The sequence below is a fragment of the Ruegeria sp. AM9 genome (assembly GCF_056540565.1).
The window spans coordinates 1-24,901 of sequence record NZ_JBQFWY010000014.1; the positions used below are offsets into that span (position 1 = coordinate 1).

The following is a 24,901-nucleotide window of genomic DNA, read 5'->3' on the forward strand; positions in this document are numbered from 1 at the left end:
TCCGCCAGATCGCCGACTGGATCATCGAAGTGGTCGATGGCCTGGCCGCCAATGGCGAGGACGGCAACGGCGAAGTCGAAGCCAAGGTCAAGGCCGAGGTCGCAGACCTCTGCGCAAAATTCCCGATCTATCCTAACCTGTAAGTTGAAGGACCCGAACCATGAGCTTTTATTCCATTGAACAAGCCCCTGCCCGCCTGAACCGCAGCGAACTGGCCGTTCCGGGCAGTCAGCCCGGTATGTTCGAAAAGGCCGCTGCATCTGACGTGGACGTCATTTTCCTTGATCTGGAAGATGCCGTTGCGCCGGACGAAAAGGAACAGGCGCGCAAGAACATCATCGAAGCGCTGAACGATATCGACTGGGGCAACAAGACCATGTCGGTGCGGATCAACGGCCTGGACACCCATTACATGTACCGCGACGTGGTGGATGTGGTCGAACAGGCCGGTACGCGGCTGGACCTGATCATGATTCCCAAAGTTGGCACCGCCGCTGACGTCTATGCCGTCGATATGCTTGTCACTCAGATCGAGGACGCCAAGGGTTACAAGAAACGGATCGGCTTCGAGCACATCATCGAAACCGCGCTGGGTATGCAGAATGTCAGCGAGATCGCAGCCGCGTCGAAGCGTAATGAAAGCCTGCATTTTGGCGTTGCGGACTATGCCGCCTCGACCCGTGCGCGGACCACGATCATCGGCGGTGTGAACCCGGATTATTCGGTGTTGACCGACGCGGATGCTGACGGTGGTCGCATGACCCATTGGGGCGACATGTGGCACTATGCGCTGGCGCGCATGGTCGTTGCGGCCCGCGCCAACGGTCTGCGCCCGATCGACGGGCCGTTCGGCGACTTCCAGGATCAGGACGGTTACCGCGCTGCGGCCAAACGTGCGGCGGTTCTGGGGTGCGAAGGCAAATGGGCGATCCATCCAAGTCAGATCACGCTGGCGAACGAGGTAATGTCCCCGTCCGACGCCGAGGTCAACAAGGCTCAGCGCATTCTCGTTGCCATGGCCGAGGCCGAAGCCGCAGGCAAAGGCGCGGTGTCGCTGGACGGCCGCCTGATCGATTATGCGTCGATCCGTCAAGCCGAAGTGCTGGTAGAGAAAGCAGGCCAGATCGCTGCGGCCTGACCCGTTTGAGATTGAAAAACAGAAACTGCGAGGGAATAGCCCTCGCAGTTTTTTGTGCGGGTGTCAGCAGAGCAGAGCTGGCCGACTCGAACGTCCAATTCACAACCTCGGAGTATTTTCCCCTCGGTGCCTCAACCTGCGGTACCGTTTTTCTATTAAGTGTATCACTTTGAAATCAATATATAATATAAGACTGAAACTTGCCGAGCTGCAACTGACACATCGCGTGTGAATTAAAAGTCCACATCCACTGAGCTTGCCACATTTAGGCCGGGTTTCGTTCTTAGGGAACGTCCAAGCAAACAAAAAAGTCCTTTGAGGGGAGACATCGGTGAATACAGGCGGTTTGGGGCGGTCCGTGCAGGCGCGCGCGGCCAGGGGTGGTCGAGTTGTCAAATGGAAAGGCAAAATTGCCAGCATTGCTCCTTCGGTGTTTCTGGCCTCGGCATCCATAGGGACAGTGTCGTCGGGGATGGCCGTAGCTGAGGTGATTTCCAAGCCCCAAACCTCTCTAGTGGTCTTCTTGAATGACGAGGATAACAGCATCACGTCCACAGGATCGGTGAGTGTTTCCACGGCTACGGCCCCTGCCGTGACGCTAGACCCGGTTTATTCCAGCACCCTGATCAACGATGGCACCGTGTCGGCAACGGCCAATGCAACGGCTATTGGTTTGCTGGTGGACACTCAGGTACTGCCCTCCGGCCAGATCGTGAACAATGGCGCGATCAGCGCAACGGTTGCCGGTGCGACCAGCAACGCCACGGCCATGAGCTTTTTGACCAACGGCGATTTCGGCGGGACGTTCCAGAATACCGGAACCCTGTCGGCCAATGCCGCGACTATTGCTGACAATGCAGTCGCCGTCGGCGCCGGGTTCGAGGACGGCGTTCAGGCAACCGGAACGGTCCAAAACGGGGGAACAATTTCTGCTGTGGCCGCAGCCGGGTCCTCGAACGCGACAGCGGCGGCATTACTGTTTGGCGATGACGTCAACACCACCATCAGCAACACCGGGACCCTGAGCGCGACGACGACCGGCGGCGCCAGTGTTTCGGCGATCGGTGTCGATGTGGAGGGCGCAGTAAACGGAAATCTGGTCAATTCGAACACCATCACCGTTCAGACCAATTCCGGAGCTGAAACAGCACAGGCCACAGGCGTCCAGGTTGACAATGGCCTGACCGGCAATGTGTTGAATTCAGGCAGCATCACGGTTCAGGCGCTTAACAGCCAAACCAGTTCAAATGTCGACGGGGTGCGCGTCAACAACGGTTTGCAGGGGAATGTGACCAACGCGGGGACGATGACAATCACCGCTTCGGGGTCTTCATCCGTGGACGCGGATGGGTACTACGTCAGCAGCGGCCTGACGGGTAGCTTTCTGAACTCAGGCAGCATTCAGATCAACGCGCAGGGCGGCTTCAACCAAACCGACGCCGATGCGTTCTATGTCAGCGGCGGCATGACCGGTGACATCACCAACGCCAGCACGGTAACTGTCAACGCGGCGGGGTCTTCGTCAGTCGATGCGGACGCGTTTTATGTCAGCAGCGGTCTGACCGGCAATTTCCTGAATTCCGGGACGATTTCGGTCAACGCCAACAGCGGCTTTAGCGAAGCGGATGCCGACGCGTTCTACGTCAGCAGCGGCATGACCGGGAACATCACGAACACAGGAACAGTCACCGTCGTTTCCAACAGTACCTCGGCCGCTGATGGAGACGCTTTCAATGTCTCCAGCGGTTTTGACGGAAACTTCCTGAATTCCGGAACAATTTCGGTCAAAGCGGATGGTGGTTTCAGCCGTGTTGTGGCAGAGGCCCTGCATGTTGCCGGTGGGATGACCGGAGACCTCACAAACTCTGGCACCGTCACGGTGACCGCGTCCGGATCGACTGAGGTACGCGCGGACGGGTTTGATGTCAGCGGTGGTCTGACTGGGATGATCTCGAATACCGGCACGATTACTGTCAATGCCTCGGGTTCTGACGAGATTTCCGTCAACGGTATCGACATTGCTGGCGGTCTGACCGGGGATCTCAACAATGGCGGCGACATCACGGTCAAGGCTGATGCCAGCGGCTCAAGCGCGCGGGCCAGCGGCGTCGACGTTACAAGCGGTCTGACAGGTAGCATTACAAACTCGGGCAGTGTTACGGCTGTTGCACATGCGGGATCCGAAACAGCAGACGCCGCCGGTCTGCGCATTGGCGGAGGCCTGGACGGGAACATACTCAATATAGGCACTATCCGCGCCGAGGCTGTCGCGGCTTCATCGGGTGCTTTGGCCTATGGGTTGGTGTCCTACGGCGACATGACCAGAAACATCGTGAACGACGGGTCGGTTTCCGTTTCGGCAGCAGGTGTAGACACGGCCACCGCGTCGGGTTTCCAGATCAATGGCGATCTGATGGGCGTCTTTTCAAACACAGGCAGCCTGACTGTTGCAGCCACAGCTTCGAACGCCAATCATGAGGACGTCTTGGCGATGGGTCTGGATGTCACAGGTCACGTTCAGGGCGGTGTCAGCAACGCCGGAACCCTGTCGGTGAAAGGGACCGCAGAGGACAAGCAGGCCTATGCCTATGGTCTGTTCGTCCATGATGGCGTGACCGGGAACGTCGAAAACAGCGGCATTATCCGCAGTGAAGTCGACAGCGCCACCTCGGCCGATGTGTACGGCATCCGGATCGACGGCGGTCTGGACGGGGCATTTTCCAACACGGGCACGATTCAGGTTATTGGCCACACGGATGAGGATGATCTGGACGCCTATGGCGTCAGCATCCGCGACGGTGTCACTGAGGATATCAGCAACAGTGGCTTGATCACCCTACAGGCAAATTCCGGGGGTGAGGCCGAGGCGATCGGGCTGAGAGTGTCCGGTGAGGCTGAGGCAGACATCCTGAACTCTGGCACGATTTCGATTGTCGCTCAAAGCCATACCGATGATGCGCTGGGGTATGGCATCTCGGTGGTTTCGGGTCTGGATGGCGCAATCGTCAACTCGGGTGTGATCTCGGTTCAGGGGATTGGTGCCACCGAAGCCACGGTTGCCGGTGTTTACGTCAACCGGGACTGGACCGGCGCGCTGAACAACTCGGGCACTATTCTTGCCGTGGCGGATGCGGGTGAGGAAGAGGCGCAGGCCTATGGTCTTCTGACCCGAAATGACGCGGTGGACGTGGATATCAACAACTCTGGCACTTTTGCAGTACAGGCCAGTTCGGATGATGAATATGCCAACGCCTATGCAATCTACTTTGATCATCACGCACCCGACAGCAATGTGACGAACACAGGATCAATGGTCGTTCAGGCTGAAGCCCAGCAACAGGCGCTTGCATCGGGGGTCTACTCGCAACACGGAATGACGGGCGACTTCAACAACCAAAGCGCTATCACCGTCAGCGCGAGTTCATCGAACAATATTGCCATCTCTAACGGATTTTATGTCGGTGGCGATGGCAGCGTCGATGACTTCGACGGCAGTATTACAAATGCGGGTTCGGTATCCGTGCAATCCTCGGCACAAGACGAAGCTGAGGCCCACGGGTTTTATGTCGAAGAAACCGTCAATGGAGACTTTTCGAATTCGGGTTCGGTAACAGCACACGCAACGTCTCAGGACACCGAGGCGCAGGCCTATGGCTTTTACACCGGAGCAGGGGTCAACGGTAACGTCAGCAACAGCGGTGCAATCGCGGTTCAAGCGCAGGGTCACAGCGCCTATGTGGCAGGTGTGTTTATCCGCGACGGTCTGGACGGTTCGCTGACCAATTCGGGCACGATCACCGCACAAAGCCTGTCACCGACCGAGGATTCCAGCGCCCGCGGCATTTACATACGCGGCGGCACCAGCGGTTTGGTCCAGAACAGCGGCAACATCACTGTTTTTGCCCAAGGGGCCGAGAGCGCACGGGCGCAGGCTGTTCTGCTGTACGACACGATGGCGGGGGATGTGTCCAACTCGGGGACCGTGACGGCGACGGCTACTTTGGTCAATGGCACGGCCAGCGCTGATGGCACCGCCGCAGGGTTCTATATCGAAGACATGCAGGGCAGTTTCTCGAACAGCGGGGTCATTCAGGCGACGGCCTCGGGCGGCGATATGGTCAACGCTTATGGCCTCTACTTCGAAAACTTTGACGGCGAAATCGCGGCCGTGGGCGATATCTCGGCATCGTCCGAGGCCGGCGATGCCTATGCGATCTATCTGGGAACCGGCACCGGGACCCTGAATCTGATCAGCACCGACATGGTGGGCGGTGTGATCCGGGTGCAGGATCACGACGTTAATCTGGATGCCAATGGCGGCAGTTCGGTGTTCCGGTTCGAGGACGCTGCTGCGGGATCCGGTGTGTTTACCGCCACGGTTTCGGACGGACGCTCGGGCTGGTTCGTGCAGGATGAAGGCGGTGCGGCGCCAGTTTACGCCAGTGTCGATTCCTCGGACCTGCTTACGTCGGCCGATGTGACGGCCTTCTACGGTGGTGCGGTCAACGGGTCGGTGAACGCGCTGAACTATGGGGGGCAGGCGCAGGTCACGCGCAATTCGACCACCGGTCGGGTGTCGGGCATCAGCTTTGGCCCCTTCCGCCCCTATGCGATGATCGACGCCACGTCGCGCCAGTTCGAAAACGCGGGGATGGATACCGATGTCACGGTGTTCAACGGCAGTGTCGGGTATTCCGGTCAACTGGACAATGGTCTGGCGCTGGCTTTGGGGCTGGGCGTATTCCGCTCGGACGGGGATACGGATACGACGGATTTCGACACCGACGGCGTGTATCTGGACGCCTCTGTGGGCCGTCAGTTCGGCTTGTACACGGTTGAGGCCGGGCTGGGCTTCGGCTGGCTATCCACCGATCGGTCCCGCCAAATTACCGGCAGCGCCGATGCGAATGCCCAGTATGACAGCACGCTTGTGACCGCCTATCTGGGGGCCGAACGGCCGTTCGACGTCAGCAACGCGTTCTCGCTGATGGGCTTTGGCGATGTGCGCTATACCCGCCAGAAGGATGACGGCTACACCGAGACCGGCTCTTCGGCCAATGCCACGGTCGGGGACAGCACCACCGAAGTGATCGAGGCCCGCTTGGGTGTCGATGTGGAAAGGGCGCTGAACAGTGGCGGCACTCTGGTTGGTCAGCTGTCGGGCGTGTTGCGCCGTGATCTGGGTGATACCGATGCGTCCGTGACGGTGTTCTCAACCACGCAGAGCCTGTCCTTTGCGTCGAACGATTTCACCGGCGGCAGCGTTCTGATCGGGTACGAGCACGAGTTTGTCCCCAACATGCAGTTCGAAGCCAATGCAGAACAGGAAATCGGCAGCGACGCGCAGGGGCCGAACTTCCGGGCCGGACTGCGGTGGTCCTTCTGACCGGCACCTCACCGGGCACACCATGAGTTTTCGGGTAGGGCGGAGTATCTGCCCTACCTTTGGTCGCGCAGGCTCAACACTCAGAAATCTATCGAAAGATCGCCAATCGTTTCGACCAGTGGTTTCAGTTGATCCTCATAGTTCAGCCATTTGGCCTTGGAGGACCGGTAGAGCGGTTGGCGCACCTGTTGCACACTGGCGGTTCTCACGCGCCGTTTGCGGGCGTGGAAATCCAGGCAGTTGCTGTCCCAGTCCAATCCGCAAAACTCCAGCAATCGTCTGGTCTGGGCCTCGATATCATCGACCAACGCTTCATAGTGAACCGTCAGGAACGCGCCTTCGGGCAGTGTGTCGTGCCAGTGGTTCATGAGGCGCACATAGTTGGCGTAGTAGCCGCCCAATTCGACCAGATCATAGCTGTGCAACTGGCTACGCTCGAACAGGCGCGTGTAACAGGACAGGCAGGTGTCAAACGGGTTGCGGGCGACGTGGATGATTTTCGCGTTGGGAAACAGACCGTGGATCAAGCCCAGCAGCTGAAAATTCGCGGGCATCTTGTCCACGATGCGGGGCATTGCGGGCGCGTGCCCGGTCAGCGTTTCGATATAATCCTCGGCGCGTTGGTTCAGCCGGTCGTCCGAAAGCGCCCTGACGGTTTCCGGCACCGTGGCCGGGGTGCCATCCAAGCGGCTGAACAGGTTTTGCATGTCATTCAGCTCACCTGCACCAAAGACATTGCTGTGCGCGTCCAGAATGGACTCGGTCAGCGTTGTGCCCGATCGCGGCATCCCCAGCACAAAGATCGGCCGGTCACTGTCCAGGGCACAACCGCGCAGCCTGTCGATCATCTTGCTGTCGAAGGTGGTAATCAGATCGTCCGTCAACCGATCCGTTTCAGCCGCGACATAGTCGACCAAGCCACGCTTTAGCCGGGCACCGGTATCAAATTGCCGGAACGCCTCATCGTACCGCTTCAACTGCTCGTAACATTCGCCCATCGCATAGTGATAGGCCGCCGCTTTCTGGGGCAGCATGTCGGCGGCGGTGGGCAGAGCCGCTTCCATCTGGTGAAAGATCGGGCTATCCGGGGTGGTCTTGTCCACCTTTGACAGAGCAAGCAACGCGCCCAGCTTGTCTTCCGCGGTCTCAGCGGCCTGTTCAAACCGGGCGCGGGCGGTATCAGCGTCACCTTGTTCCAGCGCAAGATGCCCCAGCGCCAGCAGGCTGGCCGCCATGTCCGGCTTCAGCTCCAGCCCTTTCTCATAGTTGGCAATGGCGCTGGCCAGATCGTCCAGATGAGCCTTGGCCATGGCCACATAGTGGAAGGCCACGGCGCAGTTCGGATCAAGGCGCACAGCGTTTTCGGCTTCGATCAAGGCCAATTTGGGGTGGTTCTTTTCGAACAAAACCTGCGCCAGCCCCACATAGCTTTCGGGCTTTTGCCCGTTGATCGCAATCGCATTGCGAAAGGCGGTCTCTGCTTTGTCCAGATCGTTTTCCAGCAGGAATATCCTGCCGAAATTCCGGTGCAATTCCGCATCCTGCGGGGTGCGCTGCATCTGCGCCTCGGCCACGGCGCGGGCCTCTGAAGGGTTCTCGGACTCGACCAGAACGGAAATCAGATTGTTGGTGGTCTCGGACGAGGTCGGGTTAATCCGCAGCGCCTTGCGGTAATGCTCTGCCGCCTTTGCGCGGTCGCCATTGTCGCGGGCAATGCTGCCGAGGTTGTTGATGGCACGGTCAAAATCGGGGTCCAGCGCGAGCGCGCGCTGTTGCGAGGCTTCGGCCTCTGTCAGGTTGCCCCGATCATAGTAGACAAGGCCGAGGTTCGAATGCGCCGCGGCACTTCCCGGCGCCAGGCGGATCGCGCGCAGTCCGATGTCTACGGCTTCGTCCAACTCAGCGGCTGAGCGCAGGATTTCGACGAAATTTGCCAGAAACACGGCATCGTTCGGCTGCAGTCGGACCGCTTCGCGCATGGCTTTGACCGCAACGTCCCCCTGCCCTGCCAGAAACGCGGTGAGGCCGACCATCTGATGCGCGTGCGCATGGGCCGGTGCGGCTTTGACAATCTCGGAGAACAACGTGGCCGCCGGTTTCAGCTCGCCGTTCTGATAATGCGACATCGCCAGTTTGAAGGCATCCTGAATAGAAATCGTTTGGCCTTGGGCCATGTTGTATGCTCCGGTCTCTGATACCTCTGCACGGGCGATAGGCGCGTGCTTATTCTGTTCTGGTGATAGGTAATGAGAACACCGGACCCCGTCCATCCAAACTTCGCAGGTTCAGCAGCGTTTTGCGCCGGATGACCAAAGGCCATAGGCCCGTTGATATCGCTTTGGCAGAGGGTCTGGTCACGCGCTTTGGAAATCCGGCAGCTTAGTCCAGCGCCTCCTCGGGTACCGGAAGGGACTGACCGCAGGTTTTGCACCGGCCTGCCTCTGATTGTGTCTCGGAGTGGATTTGGTCGCGAATGTGATTGGCAGCGCGGTGCGACAGGCCCAGACTTTTTCTCAGAGCTTCGATATCCTTTTCATCCGCCTCGCAGATATCGCCATCTTCCAGCGCGGCGCGGAATTCGCGCTCCATTCTGGCGCGGCGCCGATGCAGCTGGTCGTTGAGGCCGCTGGCAAGGATCCCCGCAGGCAACGCCGCCATGCCGATACCGATCACGGTAATCAAAGCACCAAACACTTTGCCCGCCACGGTGACCGGCGTCACATCGCCATAGCCCACGGTCGTCAATGTGGCCATGGCCCACCACATGGCTGCAGGGATCGAGCCAAAGGCTTCGGGCTGCGCCTCGTGTTCGGCAATCCAGGCACCGCTGGCAGCGAAAATCAGCATCACCAGCAGAATGAAGAACCCGGCAAAGAAAGACCCGGCCTCTTCCTCGAACACGGCAAACAGCATCCCCAGGGCCGGAGAATACCGGGTCAACTTGAGCAGCCGCAGCATCCGGAACGTTCGCAGGATGCGCAGATCCATCGGGAAAAACAGGTAGAGCAGTGCCGGCAATATCGCCAGCAGGTCAATCACGGCCAGTGGAGACCGGACCCAGGCCAGACGGGATTTGCAATCCGGGTCTTCCGGCGCAACCCAGAGACGCCCGGCGTACTCGGCCACAAAAACAAGCAAGGAAAGCCCTTCGAACAGGTCCAGCGCGACGTGCCAGCGCGTGTAGATGGGTCCGACCGTCTCAAGGATCACGGCAGTGACATTGAGCGAAATCAGAACGATCAAAGCGATCTCAAGCAGCCATGGCCCGATTGCGGTGCGGTCTGGCCGCTCCAGCCACCAGTAGAGTTTCGCACGCAGGCTTTTGTGCTCCGATATAGTGTCACTCATAGCGATACGTCATCCAGGCCCGGGTCACGGGGAATGCGGGTGCTGAGACGGCGCCCTCCCCAAGATCAAGTTACCTATCCAAGAAGGCACATGCGGCATGATAATGAAACAGGCAATGGTTGTAACGTCACCGAACTACGCATATCCCGCCGTGGTCGTCAGGACCAATGACAGTTCCGAAATCAATCCTTCCTGACATCCCCGGCAAACCGGGCTGCATTTTCCTTGGCAAAAGCGCTGGCATCGGCCTCTGTGTCCCAAAAATGCGGGTTTGCCTTGGGAATGGTCAGGGCCTTTTGCACCGCCGGGCGGGCATCAATCCGGTCGAACCAGGCTTCAAGGTGCGGCAGGCCTTCAACGCTGGCGCGGGCCCAGACATAGGCGCGCGCCCAGGGATAGACCATCATGTCTGCGATGGTGTATTCCCCGGCCGCAAGCCATTCCTTGCCCTCAAGATGGGCGTCAAGAACCTCAAGCAACCGGCGGGATTCGTCGATATAGCGTTTGATCGAAAACGGTTCCTCATGACCGTTTGGGGCGGCAATGTGTTGGAAATACATCGCCTGTCCCATCATCGGGCCGACATGGCCGACCTGAAAGAACATCCATTGCATCACCTCGGACCGTTTGACCGGATCGGCGGGCAGGAATTGCCCGTATTTCTCGGCCAGATGCCATAGGATGGCCCCGCTTTCGAAAATCGCCCGCCCCTCGGCCCGGTCTTCGATCGTCGGGATTTTGCCGTTGGGGTTGAGCTTCAGAAACTCCGGTGTTTTCTGCTCCTGTTTCGAGAAATCGATCGCCGTGAGGTCATAGGGAACGGCTGCTTCCTCCAAGAAGATCACCGGTTTGTAACCGTTCATGGTGGCCGCGGTATAGAGATGGATATCAGGCCGCGACATGTTCGACCTCGGCAAATACGGTGGTCAGATGGGCGTCAAAACGTTTGAAATCGGCCTCGATCCCCGGGTTTTTCATGACGTCATACGCGGCAAAGGTCGGCAGCTGTTCCATGCCAAGGAATTTGGCGGTCAAGTGGATCGGGCGCATCAGGTCATCGACGCTGTCGCCTGCAAAGAAGGGCTCTGACGGGTTGTCGAACGCCTCTTGCGGCGCGTTGAAGGTCACGGACAGCATGTATTTCGTGGTCTGCAGCCCTCCGCCCATACCGTAGTTGGCTTTCGGCGCTTCGGTGGTGCGGCCATCCCCGATGCTCAGACGCCCGTCCATTCCGGCAGTGTACACTTCGTCCATGTATTTCTTGAACACCCAGGGCGTTCCCATCCAGTTCACCGGGAATTGCATGATGACCACATCGGCCCAGACATGCGCGTCCACCTCGGCGTCGATGTCGTAGCCATCCGCAATGGTCGTCAGGCGCACCGTATGACCTTTGGCTGCCAGCGTCTCCTGCGCTTTTTGCGCCAGGCTTGCGTTCAAACGTCCCGGGGCGAACTCATAGGGCTGCGTGCCGTTGATGATCAGGATGTTGCTCATGTCTGGTTCCTTGTTCCATGACTCTGCGGTCGCTTGACTTTGCGCGCCGTCGTGATGAAGTTGTGTACCCAATGAAAGAAATGCAACCAGTATACTTTTAGTAACCTAGTTCTTGAACGGCGGAGGTGCAGAATGCGGGCGCGGATCGAAGACGATGCCAAGGGGCGGCGGCAGGTTCATGACGCCTGTTCAGAGCCTTGCCCGATCGAACGCGGCATGCGGATCATCGGCGGGAAATGGACGGGGTCCATCCTGTGGCACCTCAAGGACGGTCCTGTGCGCTTTAACGATCTGTCCCGCCTGATTGGCGGCGCCAGCAAAAAGATGATCACCGAGCGGCTGCGCCAGCTTGAGGCTCGGGGCCTGGTCCGGCGCGAAGTGATGGACACCGCGCCGGTTTCGGTACAGTACGAGATCACCGAATTGGGTTGCACCGCGCTGGGGTTTCTGGACGCGCTGCGGAAATGGAGCGAGAGCCTGCCTCAGAGTAGCGCAGATACCTGAACGCGCGCCCGAGAGGCCCTGCCTTCAGGTCAAGCCCTTTCGGTATGATGCCGATGTAGGGACCGGCGGAGGTGGGCGGACCCGCTGGCCCATCCGAGGGCAATCCTTGGCAATCGGTTATCGATACGTTTTTCCACCCACAAGATTGCGCTCTTCTGCAAACAGGGTTCCGGTGTCCACGCCGCTCAGGGCCGCGCCAATTGTCCCCGACCGCTGACGGTTCTGCCAATTGGCATCCACCAGCACCGGCGCCGGATCGGCAGCGGGCAAGCTGGTGCTTCTGATCAGATCAGCGGCGCGTTCCGCCAGCATCAGCGTCGGCACGTTGAGGTCCCCAGCCGTGGCCTGCGGCATGACCGAAGCGTCAACGACGCGCAACCCCTCCATCCCGTGCACGCGCATCGTTTTGGGGTCGATGACAGCCTGCGCGTCCCCACCCATCCGGCAGGTTCCACAAGGGTGATAGGCGCTTTCGACCTTGTCCTTGATGAACTGATCGATCTGCGCGTCGCTTTTGCAATCCGGTCCCGGGGCAAGTTCACGACCGGCGAAAGGGGCCAAGGCGGGTTGCTGAAAAATCTCGCGCGCCAGGTGGACGCAGGCACGCATTTCCGTCCAGTCGTCTTCGTGGCTCATATAGTTGAACCGCACGCTAGGAGGTTCCAGCGAGTTCGATGCGTTCAGCCGCACGCTGCCTCGGCTTTTCGATCGCTTCGTGCCCACGTGCACCTGAAACCCGTGCCCCTTAGCCAGCGCTTTCCCGTCATAGGAAATGGCCAGCGGCAGGAAGTGAAACTGTATATCCGGGTAAAGGATACCGGCGCGGCTGCGGATATGGGCCCCAGCCTCGAAATGATTGGTGGCCCCCAACCCGTCGCGGCGCAGCAGCCAGCGCAACCCGATCCGGGCTTTGCCCAAAAGGCTCATATGCGGGTAAAGTGTCACCGGCTGCGTGCATTCCTGCTGCACGTAAAGTTCCAGATGATCCATCAGATTGCCGCCGACACCGGGCAGGTCATGGACAACGTCGATCCCGGTCTGCTTAAGGTCACCGCCCGGGCCGATGCCCGACCGCTGCAGAATGACGGGGGACATGATCGAACCTGCGGACAGGATTACCTCTGAGGCGCGCGCCTGAACGCGCTTTCCCTTGTGGTCGTATTCAACGCCGACCGCTTTGCGCCCCTCAGTCACAATGCGCGTTGTGTGGGCGTGGGTCACGACCCGGACATTGCCCCGCGCCATAGCCGGGCGCAGATAGGCGACGGCGGCACTGCATCGCTCACCCGCGTCCACGTTCATTTCCATTGGACCGAAGCCCTCATGCTGGAGGTCGTTCATATTGGCGCTGCGGGCGTATCCGGCCTGAACACCCGCCTCGATGAACGCCGGATACAGCGGGTTGGTTTCCACCCCCCGTGTCACTTTGATCGGGCCACTGCGCCCCCGAAACGCGCCCGTGTCCGAGGCGTTTTCCAATCGCCTGAAATAGGGCAGCACGTTGGCCCAGTTCCACCCCGCCGCCCCATGATCCGCCCAAAGTTCGTAATCCATCGGGTTGCCACGCACATAGCACATGCCATTGATCGAGCTTGATCCCCCCAGCCCCTTGCCACGCGGCAGGTTCATGACGCGCCCGTCCAGATACGGCTCGGGTTCGGTTACGAACCCCCAGTTGAAGCGTCTGGTATTCATTGGGATCGACAGGGCCGAGGGCATCCGCACGATCATGGCATTGTCGCTGCCCCCGGCCTCGAGCACCAAAATGCGCTTGCGGGTGTCTTCACCCAACCGGTTCGCCAGCACACAACCCGCAGAGCCAGCACCCACAATGATATAATCGTAATGCTCCACCCGGTTCAGCGGATCATTGCCATGAATTTGACAACCGTTTCGGGCTGTTTCCACGTACCGGTGAACCCCTTGGGCAACACGAATGCCTGCCCCGGTCCAAACCTGTCAGAGCTGCCGTCGGGATAAATCAACTCGACCGTTCCGGCGATCATGAACATGAACTCGTCATAGGCATAATCGACGATCTCGTCGGTGTAGGGCTCGCATTTCCAGGTGCCGACACGCACCTCGTCCGAGGCGCGATCAATCACGAGGTTTTCCCATTCCAGCGGCGCGGCCACTTCAGGCGAGCTCATGATCATCTGGCGGGGAGCAGCCATCAGGGCATGTGCCCCAGCATCGGTCAGATTGATTGCTCGGATCATTTGGGCCTCCGGACCTGTGTTGCGGAACGGCTAGCATTGATTGAACCGCTGTTCAATAAAATGCTGAACAGCGGCTCAATGATGTGACTGGCGTTCAACCTATGTGCCGCATACAAAGGCCCGAAGTCAGCAGAGGTCACTCCGTGTCACGATTGTCAGACATCGAAATCCGCAAGCTCCAGATTATCGAGGCCACCATGGACGTGCTGAATGATCAGGGGTTCTGTGCGCTGAAGATCCGGGATGTGGCGCATCAGGCGGGTGTTTCTGCCGGGTTGGTCTGCCACTATTACGATACCAAACAGGGGCTGCTGCTGGCAGCGATCCGCCATGCGGTGACCTCCTATGGCGAGCAGCTGGACCTGATCGCGGAACAGGACACCCCGCCGCGGGACAAGGTGCTGGCGCTGGTGCGTATGGCGCTGGCGCCCGAACAATCGAACAAACGGCTGTCGTCGGTGTGGCTGACGCTCTATTGCCTTGCAGGATCAGACGCCGACTATCATCAGGAACTGCTGCGCTATCAGCAGCGGAACCTCGACGTTGTCCGCTCGGCCATTGCTCCGCTTTATTCCGACAAGGAGGGCGGACACATTGCGCGCATGATTGTTGCGCTGATCGACGGGGTGTGGCTGCAACACGCAACGCGCGTCGAACCCGTCGACCTGACAGCAGCGCAGAATCTGGTAACCACCCTGACGGAACAGGCGCTGTCAGCGCACCGCTGAGACGGACCGTAGACTACCCGCGCGACGCGATCGAAGAACCGGGGTCGAAGGTTACCCACCGACCGAAGACAACCTCGTCGCGCGCCCCGCACTGGTTTCGCTTTGGGCAAGGCTTGACCAGGCATCATATTGCGACAGAAACACCTGCCCGTTCAGCTTATCGGGAAACTGCGTGCGGTTCAGCCTGTCCATGACCGGACCCTTGACCTCGGACAGGTGCAGACCGACGCCCATGTCGATCAGCCGGTGATTTATCGCCTCAAGGCTTTCGAGGGCTGAAAAGTCCACCTCATTCACCGCCGAGAACATCAGCACCACATTCCGAACCGCGCTCCCTTCGGTCACGCGGGTTTGGATCAGCGTTTCCAGAAATCGTGCGTTCACGAAATACAGGCTCTCATCCACGCGCAGTGTCACCAGCGAGGGCACGGTTTCCACATCATGGCGCAGGATGTTCCGGAAATGCTGGGTTCCGGGAACAAGGCCAACCTCGGCCACATGCGGGCGCGAGGTCTTGTAGAGGTGCAGCAGCACCGAGAGCGCCACACCGGAGGCCACCCCAACCTCAACCCCCAGTCCCAGCGTCAGCAGAATGGTTGCGGTCACGGCGATAAAATCGGCGCGGGAATAGCGCCATGTTTTTTTCAGGATGGACAGATCCACAAGGCTGAGCACGGCAACGATGATGGTCGCCGCCAGCGTGGCCTTGGGCAGGTAGAAAACCAAAGGTGTCAACGCCACCGCCGCGATGGCCAGACCGATGGCGGTGAATGCACCCGCTGCGGGCGTTTCCGCGCCAGCATCAAAATTGACAACCGAGCGGGCAAAGCCGCCGGTCACCGGATACCCCCCGGTAAAGGCGGCGCCCAGATTTGCGGCCCCCAGACCAATCAGCTCCTGATCCGGATTGATCCGCTGACGTTTCTTGGCCGCCAGTGTCTGTGCGACCGAGACGCTTTCGACAAAACCGATGATCGAAATCAGAATGGCTGGAATTGCAAGCGCCCTGATCAGATCCGGGGAAAATCCCGGCAGGGTCAGGGGCGGCAGGCTTTGAGGCACGCGCCCGACGGTCTGCACACCCTCGGCGGCCAGATCGAACCGCCAGACGGCGACGGTCGTGGCGACCACGGCTGCGACCGGACCGGCTTTGGTCAGGATATCTGCCAACACCGGCGACACTCCCAACCGGTTCAGAAATGGTCTGAGGTTCTTTCGCACCCAGAACAGAAACCCGGTCGCCAGAGTTCCGATCGCCACGGTCACCCAGTTGATCTCGGGCAGGTGTTGAAAGATCGAACCCAGCATTTCCGGCAGCGTATGACCATGCGCGCTGACCCCCAGTATGTGCTTGACCTGGCTGGTCGCGATCAGAATGCCCGAGGCCGTGATGAACCCGGCAATGACCGGATGGCTAAGGAAATTGGCAAGAAACCCAAGGCGCAGAACGCCCATGAGCACCAGAAACCCACCGGACAGAAAGGCCAGCGTCAGCGCCGCAACGGCATAGCCCGCCGTCCCCTGTTCGGCCACCTGCCCAATGGCCGTTGCGGTCAGCAGCGAAACCACCGCCACAGGTCCTACTGCCAGAGCCCGGCTGGTACCGAAGATCGAATACAGCACGATGGGCACGATTGATGCGTAAATCCCCGCCTCGGGGGGCAATCCGGCCAGCAAGGCATAGGCTAGTGATTGCGGGATCAGCATGATCGTCACGATCAGGGCCGCAATAAGGTCGTTTGAAAAGGCGCCGCGCGTATAGGTTCGGCCCCAGTCCAGAACGGGGACATATTGGCGGAGGTGTTCGATCATCTAGACTTTCCAGCGTTCAGAGCGGGCAGTGCTGCCGGCACCCCCCGCATGTCGCTGCGCACGAAAACGCAGGCAGATTCACTTGCTACTCTGGGGAGACCTTCAGTTTCTCGGGCCGTGCCATCCATTCCTTACCGCGCAGCATGGCCTTCCAGTAGATCGGCGGCAGCAGGCTTTCCTTCAAGAACCATGCCATGCGGCTTGGCTGTGTCCCGTCGATCAGGAAACGCGGGAAACTGGGTTTCAGTGCACCGCCATAGCCGAATTCGGCCAGCACGATCTTGCCGCGCTCAACCGTCAGCGGGCAGGACCCGTAGCCGTCATATTGCGCCACAGCCGAGCGACCGGCGATGTCAGCCACAATATTACCCGCCACGGTCGGCGCCTGTTTGCGGGCCGCAGCGGCGGTTTTTGCATTGGGCGCATTCATCACGTCACCCAGCGACCAGATATTGTCGTAGGTTTTGTGGCGCAGCGTCGACTGATCCACATCGACCCAGCCTGCCGCGTCGGCCAGAGGTGAGACACGCACGAAATCTGGCGCCGTCTGGGGCGGGCAGACATGGATCATGTCAAACTCGACCTCGACCCTGCCCGGATCGCTATCCGGTTTGATCACTTCGAAAACCGCCTTTTTGGCCGGCCCATCGATCGACACCAAATTGTGGAAGAAATTCAGCGTGGCGCCGTATTTCTCGACATAGCGCTCCAGCGCCGGGACATAGTCCTTAACCCCGAACAGCACGCCGCCCGCGTTCATGAACTGGATGTCGATATCCTTCAGCGCGCCGCTCCGAAACCAGGCATCGCCCGAAAGGTACATGGCCTTTTGCGGCGCCCCGGCGCATTTGATCGGCATCGGCGGCTGAGTAAACAGCGCTTTGCCCTCTTTCATCTCCTGCACCAGTTGCCAGGTGTAGGGCGCAAGATCATAGCGGTAGTTCGACGTCACACCATTGCGGCCCAAGGTCTCTTCCAGACCCTCGACCTTGCCCCAATCCAGCTTCAGCCCGGGGCATACGACAAGGCGGTCGTATTTCACCACCCGGCACCCGTCCAGAACAACGGCATTGTTCTGCGGCTCGAACGCGGCGACCGCGGCCTTGATCCAGTGCACCCCTTTCGGGATCAGGCTGCCCATGGTTTTGGCCGTTGTCTGGGCGTCAAAGATGCCGCCGCCCACCATGGTCCAGCCGGGCTGATAATAGTGGATATCAGCGGGGTCGATGACCGCGATGTCCAGATCAGGTTGCCGTGACTTCAGGCTGGCAGCGACCGAGATACCGCCCGCACCGGCACCGACAATCACCACCTGGAAATGCGCGTCGCCTGTGTCGGTTGGGGTTTTGCCGCCATTAGCGATGCGGCGGGCAACGCCGTTCATGTCATAGCCTGCCGCCTTGGTAGCCATCAGGATTTCGGACATCGGACGTTTCCTGGCCTCGTGAAACGACCACAGCGTGGCCGAACGTGTTCCGGTCCGGCAATAGGCCAGCACCGGGCGCTGAACGTCCTCCAACGCCTCGCCAAAAGCGGAAACATCCTGATCTTTCACCATGCCGGACTGCACCGGGACATAGCGCGCCTCGATCCCTGCGGTTTCGGCGGCGGCGGCTATTTCCTTGAACGATGGCTGGTCGGCGCCTTCGCCATCCGGCCGGTTGCAGATGATCGCGCGAAATCCCTGTGCTGCGATGGTCTGAACGTCGTCAACCGTGATCTGCGGGCTGACCGTGAACTTGGACGATATGGTACGCAGTTCCATGACTCTCCTCCCTTATTCGGCTTAGAGCCCGTTGACCGGCACTTTGAGCATCGGGTTGCCATCCGTGTCGGTCGGCACCTCTCCGGCCCGCATGTTGACCTGCAGGGAGGGGATGATGAGGTTGGGCATGGCAAGCGTGGCATCGCGTTCGGTGCGGAACCTGACGAACTCTTCCTTCGTCTTGCCGCCACCGACATGGATGTTGTGCGCTTTTTCCTCGGCCACGCTGGTTTCCCAGGCGATATCGCGCCCGTTGGGCCCGTAGTCGTGGCACATGAACAGCCTTGTTTCATCTGGCAGGGCCAGAACCTTCTGGATCGAGTCGTAGAGAACCCCGGCATCCCCACCCGGGAAATCAGCACGGGCCGAGCCTCCGTCCGGCATGAACAAGGTGTCGCCAACAAAGGCCGCGTTACCCATCACATGAACCATGCAGGCCGGGGTGTGACCGGGCGTATACATGGCAAAGGCCTGCATGGTGCCGATCATGTAGGTGTCGCCATCCTCGAACAGGGCATCGAATTGCGACCCGTCGCGCTGAAACTCGGTGCCTTCGTTGAAGACCCTGCCGAATGTATCCTGCACTACGGTGATCTTGGCGCCGACCCCGATCTTGCCGCCAAGCTTTTCCTGAATATACGGCGCGGCCGACAGGTGATCGGCGTGGACATGGGTTTCGATGATCCACTCCAGCTTCAGCCCTTTTTCCGTGATCACGCGGATCAGTTCGTCCGCGTGATCAAAGGTGATGCGGCCCGCCGCGTAATCGATATCCATGACGCTGTCGACGATGGCGCAGGCGTTCGAACCCGGGTCCTTGACGATATAGCTGATGGTATTCGTGGCCTCGTCAAAAAACGCGAAAACGTCAGGTTTTACGGCCATGTTTACGGGATAGGTCGTCATGTGATGTCTCCTCCGGGTCGTATTCAGGGTGTGGCAACCGTTTCGGTCAGCCGCAATTACTGCAGGTTTTCAGGCCGATGATGCGGTAAAGCGGGCAGTTCCCCACAAAGGCCGTCAGCGTGAAGACCGCCGCGACGATCAATGCCACCCAAAACAGGCCACCGGTGCCAAGCACGGTTGTTCCAAGGGCGGCATAGGCCAGGGCTGCGGCAATCACGATGCGCAAGGCGCGGTCAATTTTTCCCATATTTGTGGTCATGTCTCACTCCATCGAGAATCGATGGGCTTTCAATCGCACAGCCGCGACCGAACCTTTGGTGACTTGGTCACCAAAGCCGCGAATTTTGGAAAATCGGACGATTTCAGGCGGCGCTGGCCGCTTTGACCATATGCTCCAGCCCTTCGCGTTCGGTCAGACGAACCTCACCTCGGGCTTGCTCGACCCAGCCGCGGCGCTGGAATTCCGAGAGGGTACGCGAGACCACCTCGCGCGCGGTTCCCAGCTCGGTTCCAAGAATGGCGTGGGTTGCGTGCACGACGTTGTGGTCGTCCGCAAGCTCTAGCAATCGCGCGGCCAGACGGACATCCATGCGTTGAAAAACGATGTCGTCGATCAGCGTGAACAGATCGGTGATCCGCCGGGAATAAGCAGTGAAGACAAATTCGCGAAACACCGTCGATTTCGCGACGAGGCCGTCAAAGGTACCCCGAGGGATGGCAACGGCGGTGATGTCGGTTTCGGCGATCCCGTCGGCCGAGTAATCCTCGAACGCCAACATGCAGGCGGTGGTCAAAACGCAGCTTTCACCGGCATGAACCCGGTACAGAAAGACCTCTCGGCCGGTGTCCGATTTCTGCTGCACCCGTACGGTGCCGTCCAGCAACAGCAAAAGATTGTCCGCCGTCTGGCCCGGCGCAAAGACCTGAGTGCCTGCGGGCAGAGAGATGACCTGACTGCCTGCCACAAGCTCTGCCCGAATATCTTCGGGCAGACGGCTCAGACCTTTGAACTTGTCAATCCACGTGTGATCCATGGCGTCCCGCTCGGTTAAGGCGCGTTGGGGCGTTCCCCAACAAACACATTCATTAAGGTGAAAGCGTATCTGCCGCCTGTTGTAAACCTTTCAGACTAGACTCAGGGGCCAACAGCGCAGATGGCCGGGCGGCCTAGGCCCGGTGCCGTGTCTGCCAGCCAACCAGGCTGAAGCAGCCAAACAGGATCGCGGCAACGCAGACGATCGACGGGCCTGCGGGCGTGTCGAACACGTAAGCAGCCCTCAGCCCCGCAACGGCGGAAAACGCACCGATCACGGCAGCGATCAAAGCCATCGTTTCCGGGGACTTTGCCAGACTGCGCGCGGCAGCTGCCGGAATGATCAGCATGGCCGCAATCAGCAGAACACCCACCACCTTGATTGCAACCGCGACGGTTACGGCCAAGGAAAGCGTCAGGATCAACTGCTCGCGTTTGGGATCGAACCCGCTGGCATAGGCCAGTTCTTCGTTCAGCGTCGCGGTCAGCAGTTGCGACCATCGCCACGCGATCAGCGCCACGACAAGCGCGGCCCCGCCCCAGATCACCAGCAGATCAGAGCGTGACACTGCAAGAATATCGCCAAAGAGATACGCCATCAGGTCAATACGAACACCCGACAAAAACGACACCGCAACAAGACCAAAAGCAAGTGCGGAATGCGCCAGAACCCCCAACAGCGTGTCCATCGCATAGCCACGCCCGGCCAGCAAGGTGACGGTCAGTGCCATGATCAAAGCAACCGCCAATGCGCCGGTGAAGACAGACATTTGAAAGGTCAGTGAAAGCGCAACGCCAAGGATGGCTGCGTGCGCCGTCGCGTCCCCGAAATACGCCATTCGGCGCCAGACGACGAAACACCCAAGGGGGGCGGCGGCGAATGCAACGCCGACACCCGCAAGCGTGGCACGGGTCATGAAATCATCAAGCATTATTCTGCTGCTTCCTGAGAATGGTCACAGTGGTCGTGATCGTGGTCATGATCATGACGGTAAAGCGCCAGCGCGCCGCCGGTGCCGGTGCCGAACAGCGCCCGGTATTCCGGGGCCGAGGCGACAACGGCTGGCGACCCTTCGCAGCACACATGCCCGTTCAGACAGATCACCCGGTCCGAAGCGCTCATGACCACATGCAATTCATGGCTGATCATCAGAATGGCGCAGCCGGTTTCGCGGCGCACATCTTCGATCTGGCGATAGAATGCGGCCGATCCCGGTTGGTCCAGCCCCTGAGTCGCCTCATCCAAAAGCAGGATATCCGGCCGATTGATCAGAGCGCGGGCCAGCAACACCCTCTGAAACTGCCCGCCGGACAATTGCGACATCTGGCGCTGCAAAAGATCAGGCACGCCCGCCGTCTCAAGCGCCTTTTCGCAGCTTTTGCGTGAAACACGGTGGGTCAGACCCATGAAACGCTCAACCGAGATTGGCAGGGTCGGATCGATGTGCAGTTTTTGCGGGACATATCCGATCTTCAGACCGGGCTTGCGGGTAACCTTGCCCGCAGATGGCCTGGTGGCACCGATGACAGCCCGCAACAGGCTGGTCTTGCCCGACCCGTTCGGACCGACAATGGTGACGATCTCTCCGGGCTCGATCGCCATGTCCACATGACGCAAAATGGTATTGGCGCCATAGCGCACGCTGAGGTTTTCAACGGTGATCAGGGTCATCTCTACGCCTTTTTGGTGCAGTCGGGGCAGATTCCCTCGGCTTCTACAACCGTTCGCTCGATCTCGAAACCCGCCGCACGCGCCGCCGCGCCCAAAACACCTTTGGCCGGGGCAGACTGCGCCTCGGCCACGGCGTCGCATTTTCTGCAGATCATGAAAGCCGGAGAATGCGCAGCGCCGGGATGCGAACAGGCGACAAACGCGTTCAACCGTTCGATCTTGTGCACGAACCCGTTCTGGACAAGGAAATCAAGCGCGCGATAGGCCACCGGCGGCTGAGATCCAAACCCTTCGTCACGCAAACGATCAAGGATGGCATAGGCACCCAGCGCCCGATGTTCCTGCAGCAACATATCCAGAACCTTGCGCCGAACCGGGGTCAGGCGCAGACCTTCCTCTTTGCATCGCGCTTCTGCCGTGGCCAGCGCAGTTTCGACGCAATGCTCGTGGTCATGTTTCTGGAACCCAACCGGGGCCGTCCCCTCGACCGGTATGGGATGCGTGTCACTTGTCATGTTATTCCATATCATGTATGCGGCTCGTAACGTTATAAAATCACATAGAGGGTCTGATGTCCAGAAAGCTTCTCCCGGTATCGATCTTGGCTGCACTTATGGGTGGAACGGCCATGGCGGATGTTCCGAACGTCGCGGCCGATATCGCACCGATTCATTCGCTGGTGGCCCGGGTCATGGAGGGTGTTGGAACGCCGAATCTGATTGTTCCGCCCGGCGCATCGCCGCATGAATACAACCTGCGCCCCTCGGAAGCTGCTGCATTGCAAGAGGCCGATCTGGTGTTCTGGATCGGGCAAGACCTGACACCCTGGATGGAAGGTGCAGTGGGAACGCTGGCCGGTGCCGCAACCGTCACATCGTTGCTGAACTCGGACGGCACGGTTCGTCTGGATTTCCGTGAAAGCGCCCTGTTCGAGGCGCATGAACATGGGGAAAGCGAGGATCATGACGACCACGATCACGAGGAGCATGCCGAAGACAAGGATCATGATGACCACGGTCATGACGAAGAGCACGCGCATGACGACGAGGATCACGAAAAGCATGACGATCATGACCACGAAGATCATGACGGGCATGATGACCACGAAGGGCACGGACATGGTGACCATGATCCCCATGCCTGGCTGTCTCCGGCAAATGCAGAAACCTGGCTGAACCTGATCGCGGCGCAACTGTCGGCTGCCGACCCTGACAATGCGGGCGCCTATTTTGCAAACGCTGCGGCCGCACGCGAAGAAATGGCCGCGCTGTCTGCCGAGGTCGCCAAGACACTGGAACCGGTCCGCGGCGGCAGTTTTGTCGTGTTCCACGACGCCTACCAGTATTTCGAGGACGCGTTCGACTTCCCCGCCTCGGGCGCAATTTCGATCGGTGACGCAGCCGACCCAAGCCCGGCGCGCATCGCCGAAATCCAGGACCGCATCCGCGAAGAGGGCGTCGATTGCGTGTTGGCAGAACCGCAGTTCAATCCGGGGATTGTCGAGACAGTGCTGGACGGGACCGAAGCCAAAACCGGTGTGATCGATCCGCTCGGGTCCGATCTTGAGCCCGGTGCGGCGCTGTACCCGCAAGTCATCCGCAACATGGCCAAGACACTGGCCGATTGCCTTTAGTGCAGGCGAAATGCCCGGTCGAAAATGTAACATCGACCGGGCCAACCTCTGCTTGAGACGGGTACGTCTCTGGCAAGCTCAGCGGTGACTTCCCACGCAGTCCACGAATTTGCTGGGACTACGACTCGCCCGATCGCGATGCACTGGCCAATCCGAAACGAATATCGCGCCGGAAAGACTGTGGAAACGGGATCATTCTGTTTGCGTCTTCATCCCAAAGCCGCCACCGCAAGCATTCGACGGACTCCTTGAGCCCGATGGCCGCGCTATTCCAGTCCCGGGCTATTGCAGCATTGCATTCCTTCAGGCGATAGCAGGGGATTTTCGCGTTGTAGTGATGCAGATCGTGAAACCCGAAATTCAACAGAACAAAATCGACAAGAACTCCCAATCGCAGTGAACTTGCCCCGTTCAATGCCGCAGCATGAGCGTTTTTGTTGCCCGTGTCCCGCCAGTAGGTTTCCTCGAAATTGTGGCCGACATAGACGACAAATATGCCAAAACTGCCTGCAAGGATGCTTCCTAGGATCAAGGCATAAAAAGCCCACCACCCCAGGAATGTGACCACCAGGAACCAGAACCCGAACATTGCGAAATTCTGCAGCAGCACGTCCCGAACACTGACTTTCAACGTGTTTCTGGGCCAGCGGTATTGCACAAAATAGACCAGCAGCGGCCCAAGAAGAAACAAGGTAACCGGGTGCCTGTAGACGCGGTAAAACAGCTTTTTGGAAACCGGCGCCGCCTCATATTCGCGCCGTGTCATCACGTAAACCTCGTGGACATCCCGGTGTTCCAGATTACCCAGATGCAAGTGGTGCAGATTGTGATTGTACCTCAGGACGCTGTGCGCAATGCCCGAAAAAATCGAAAGACAGTTGCCGAGAAGATCGTTCAGCTTTCGATCCGGAAAATAGCTGTAATGCCCGCAATCATGCTGAATCGAATAAAGCCTCAGAATCCCCGCGCCAAAAAGCAACGCACCGCCCAGCAGCGACAGCCAGGATCCGGGAAAGGCTGCGGGAACGCCCAGCCCAAGCGCGACAACGATCACACTGATCGCCAGGGCTTTGCAGGCGGACCAATTGTCTGCTCGTGCAAACTGGCGCGGAACTTTGATCGAGTTCATTCTTTGTCGTTGGGCAAAATCTACTAATCTGCAAGCACTGTGCCACCAACAGCCTGATCTTAGCAAGGGTCGGTCAACCCATCGATTGCCCGAAGAGATACCCTGTGTTGGTGCAGTGGTCGCGGTCATGA

At 59.4% G+C, this 24,901-nt stretch carries 20 protein-coding genes and 1 pseudogene; 6 read left to right on the plus strand and 15 right to left on the minus strand.

Annotation, left to right across the window (positions count from 1 at the left end; translation table 11 throughout):
* The 3 genes and pseudogenes from glyA to ACR0DO_RS17275 form a co-directional block, all read left to right on the plus strand.
* Positions 1-143: pseudogene (gene glyA, locus ACR0DO_RS17265) on the plus strand (serine hydroxymethyltransferase); the annotation flags it as partial.
* A 17-nt stretch (positions 144-160) separates the two neighbouring features.
* Complete coding sequence (locus ACR0DO_RS17270; RefSeq protein ID WP_480560643.1) at positions 161-1,138, plus strand: HpcH/HpaI aldolase/citrate lyase family protein; 978 nt, start codon at positions 161-163, stop codon at positions 1,136-1,138.
* Between the two features lie 331 nt (positions 1,139-1,469).
* Positions 1,470-6,524: a beta strand repeat-containing protein gene (locus ACR0DO_RS17275; RefSeq protein ID WP_480560645.1), complete on the plus strand. Its 5,055-nt coding sequence runs from the start codon at positions 1,470-1,472 to the stop codon at positions 6,522-6,524.
* Positions 6,525-6,604: 80 nt separating this feature from the next.
* On the opposite strand, the gene ACR0DO_RS17280 is transcribed toward ACR0DO_RS17275, so the two are convergent.
* The 4 genes from ACR0DO_RS17280 to ACR0DO_RS17295 all read right to left on the minus strand — a co-directional run bounded on the left by ACR0DO_RS17280 (position 6,605) and on the right by ACR0DO_RS17295 (position 11,369).
* Positions 6,605-8,698, minus strand: a complete 2,094-nt coding sequence (locus ACR0DO_RS17280; protein WP_480560647.1) for a tetratricopeptide repeat-containing sulfotransferase family protein — start codon at positions 8,696-8,698, stop codon at positions 6,605-6,607.
* A 205-nt stretch (positions 8,699-8,903) separates the two neighbouring features.
* Positions 8,904-9,872, minus strand: a complete 969-nt coding sequence (locus ACR0DO_RS17285) for an ion transporter (RefSeq protein ID WP_480560649.1) — start codon at positions 9,870-9,872, stop codon at positions 8,904-8,906.
* Positions 9,873-10,054: 182 nt separating this feature from the next.
* Positions 10,055-10,774 (minus strand): glutathione S-transferase family protein, encoded by a 720-nt coding sequence (locus ACR0DO_RS17290; RefSeq protein ID WP_480560651.1) that lies wholly within the window; start codon positions 10,772-10,774, stop codon positions 10,055-10,057.
* Entirely contained in the window at positions 10,761-11,369 is a 609-nt protein-coding gene (locus ACR0DO_RS17295; RefSeq protein WP_480560653.1) for an NAD(P)H-dependent oxidoreductase, read from the minus strand. Before ACR0DO_RS17295 ends, ACR0DO_RS17290 begins: the two co-directional genes overlap by 14 nt.
* A gap of 132 nt (positions 11,370-11,501) precedes the next feature.
* Here ACR0DO_RS17295 and ACR0DO_RS17300 point away from each other — a divergent pair, with 132 nt between their 5' ends.
* A complete protein-coding gene (locus tag ACR0DO_RS17300) occupies positions 11,502-11,873 on the plus strand; it encodes a winged helix-turn-helix transcriptional regulator (protein ID WP_480560655.1) in 372 nt (123 codons plus the stop codon).
* 117 nt (positions 11,874-11,990) lie between these two features.
* Here the strand turns inward: ACR0DO_RS17300 and betA are convergent, their stop codons facing one another.
* Both betA and ACR0DO_RS17310 read right to left on the minus strand, forming a co-directional pair.
* Positions 11,991-13,727, minus strand: a complete 1,737-nt coding sequence (gene betA, locus ACR0DO_RS17305; RefSeq protein ID WP_480560657.1) for a choline dehydrogenase — start codon at positions 13,725-13,727, stop codon at positions 11,991-11,993.
* Positions 13,728-13,732: 5 nt separating this feature from the next.
* Positions 13,733-14,092 carry a cupin domain-containing protein gene (locus ACR0DO_RS17310; RefSeq protein ID WP_480560660.1) on the minus strand — a complete coding sequence of 120 codons (360 nt, stop codon included), beginning with the start codon at positions 14,090-14,092 and terminating at the stop codon, positions 13,733-13,735.
* A gap of 143 nt (positions 14,093-14,235) precedes the next feature.
* Between ACR0DO_RS17310 and betI the strand changes: the two genes are divergently transcribed.
* Positions 14,236-14,820 carry a transcriptional regulator BetI gene (gene betI, locus ACR0DO_RS17315; protein WP_480560662.1) on the plus strand — a complete coding sequence of 195 codons (585 nt, stop codon included), beginning with the start codon at positions 14,236-14,238 and terminating at the stop codon, positions 14,818-14,820.
* A gap of 51 nt (positions 14,821-14,871) precedes the next feature.
* On the opposite strand, the gene ACR0DO_RS17320 is transcribed toward betI, so the two are convergent.
* The 8 genes from ACR0DO_RS17320 to ACR0DO_RS17355 all read right to left on the minus strand — a co-directional run bounded on the left by ACR0DO_RS17320 (position 14,872) and on the right by ACR0DO_RS17355 (position 22,523).
* The gene (locus tag ACR0DO_RS17320) at positions 14,872-16,632 is read right to left on the minus strand and encodes a SulP family inorganic anion transporter (RefSeq protein ID WP_480560664.1); all 1,761 of its coding nucleotides are present in this window, start codon (positions 16,630-16,632) and stop codon (positions 14,872-14,874) included.
* 85 nt (positions 16,633-16,717) lie between these two features.
* Complete coding sequence (locus ACR0DO_RS17325) at positions 16,718-18,397, minus strand: bifunctional protein tyrosine phosphatase family protein/NAD(P)/FAD-dependent oxidoreductase (RefSeq protein WP_480560666.1); 1,680 nt, start codon at positions 18,395-18,397, stop codon at positions 16,718-16,720.
* A 21-nt stretch (positions 18,398-18,418) separates the two neighbouring features.
* A complete protein-coding gene (locus ACR0DO_RS17330) occupies positions 18,419-19,303 on the minus strand; it encodes an MBL fold metallo-hydrolase (RefSeq protein ID WP_480560668.1) in 885 nt (294 codons plus the stop codon).
* A 46-nt stretch (positions 19,304-19,349) separates the two neighbouring features.
* Positions 19,350-19,562, minus strand: a complete 213-nt coding sequence (locus ACR0DO_RS17335; protein ID WP_480560670.1) for a YgaP family membrane protein — start codon at positions 19,560-19,562, stop codon at positions 19,350-19,352.
* 103 nt (positions 19,563-19,665) lie between these two features.
* A complete protein-coding gene (locus ACR0DO_RS17340; protein ID WP_480560672.1) occupies positions 19,666-20,337 on the minus strand; it encodes a Crp/Fnr family transcriptional regulator in 672 nt (223 codons plus the stop codon).
* A gap of 133 nt (positions 20,338-20,470) precedes the next feature.
* Positions 20,471-21,268, minus strand: coding sequence for an iron chelate uptake ABC transporter family permease subunit (locus ACR0DO_RS17345; RefSeq protein WP_170448748.1), 798 nt, complete (start codon positions 21,266-21,268; stop codon positions 20,471-20,473).
* Complete coding sequence (locus tag ACR0DO_RS17350) at positions 21,268-22,008, minus strand: metal ABC transporter ATP-binding protein (protein WP_480560674.1); 741 nt, start codon at positions 22,006-22,008, stop codon at positions 21,268-21,270. The genes ACR0DO_RS17345 and ACR0DO_RS17350 overlap by 1 nt, the downstream gene beginning before the upstream one ends.
* A 2-nt stretch (positions 22,009-22,010) precedes the next feature.
* Entirely contained in the window at positions 22,011-22,523 is a 513-nt protein-coding gene (locus tag ACR0DO_RS17355; protein ID WP_480560677.1) for a Fur family transcriptional regulator, read from the minus strand.
* Between the two features lie 56 nt (positions 22,524-22,579).
* Between ACR0DO_RS17355 and ACR0DO_RS17360 the strand changes: the two genes are divergently transcribed.
* Positions 22,580-23,641 (plus strand): zinc ABC transporter substrate-binding protein, encoded by a 1,062-nt coding sequence (locus ACR0DO_RS17360; RefSeq protein WP_480560679.1) that lies wholly within the window; start codon positions 22,580-22,582, stop codon positions 23,639-23,641.
* Between the two features lie 118 nt (positions 23,642-23,759).
* Here the strand turns inward: ACR0DO_RS17360 and ACR0DO_RS17365 are convergent, their stop codons facing one another.
* A complete protein-coding gene (locus ACR0DO_RS17365) occupies positions 23,760-24,899 on the minus strand; it encodes a fatty acid desaturase (protein WP_480560681.1) in 1,140 nt (379 codons plus the stop codon).
* Positions 24,900-24,901 lie beyond the last annotated feature (2 nt).